At 30.5% G+C, this 1087-nt stretch carries 1 protein-coding gene; it reads left to right on the top strand.

The features are described from left to right. Positions 1-130 precede the first annotated feature (130 nt). Positions 131-1087 (top strand): VanZ family protein (locus VB694_RS14440; protein ID WP_323361015.1); only part of this gene is annotated, 957 nt, incomplete at its 3' end.

Here is a 1087-nt window from a genome sequence, read left to right as displayed (position 1 = left end):
ATCCCTAGAGTCTAATTACTTATTAATAAATTTATATCAGCATTTAATACTGATTCAAGAGTAATTGAATAGTATTTATTTACAGTTAACTTTCAGATATTCACGCTCAGTGAATAAACACGAGGTACTCATGAAGCCAAGGCAAAATATTTTTGAAAAACCTCTGAATTTGTTGTTTGTATTGGCAACTATTTTGGTAATAGCTATAGCTACGCTTTATCCCTTTAACTTTTCCTTTCCTCATAGTTTTTCTGTAGCTGATTTTTTCGACAGTTTCAACAATGCTAGTTCTTTTCAAGACCAGGTAAATAATGTTTTATTATTTATGCCGTTAGGTTTTGCGTGTGCCAATCTTTTGCAAAAATTTAAATTTAGACTAATATTACAAATTATCATAGTTTTGCTGCTAAGTTTTGGTTTAACATTGACAGTTGAAACTTTACAAATCTTTCTTCCTTCCAGAAGTTCTACTCCAGCCGATATTTTTAACAATACTGTAGGCGGATGCTTAGGTTCTTTGAGCTTTTATTTTTGGAATTATCAAAGCTTAACTAACACAATATCACCAGTTAAAAAGAATAATTCAAGATTATCAAATCAAAAAATAATAGGATTTATTCTAGGTTACATATCCTTTATTTTGTTGATTTCTCTATTGTGGATAAGTACGACAAATTTAAGTAATTGGGATTTAAATTATCCTTTAATTCTAGGTAATGAAAGCACAGGGAATAGACCCTGGCAAGGATATATCTCAAAAGTTTATATTACTGATAAAGCTATATCAAGTTATGAAGCCAGGAAAGGTTTTAATGATCCTAATTACTTTAATAATTTGGGTGATTCTCTGTTAGCAAATTATCAATTGAACGGAAAATGTTGTTATCAAGATCAAACAGGAAATTTACCGGAACTATTATGGCAAAGAAAGCCTAAAAATATAGCAGAAAGTCAAGGAGTTTTTCTGAATTCTAGTCAATGGCTAAAAACAGCAGAGTCGGTAAAAAATCTCAGTCAAAGAATTAGCCAAAAATCAGAATTTACTCTCAGTGCTACTCTTGCTACTGATAATATTCAACAGAACGGG

This window comes from Anabaena sp. UHCC 0451 (assembly GCF_034931405.1).
Lineage (GTDB): Bacteria > Cyanobacteriota > Cyanobacteriia > Cyanobacteriales > Nostocaceae > RDYJ01.
Note: the sequence above shows the minus strand (reverse complement) of the source record. Positions and strands in the feature narration are given on the sequence as shown.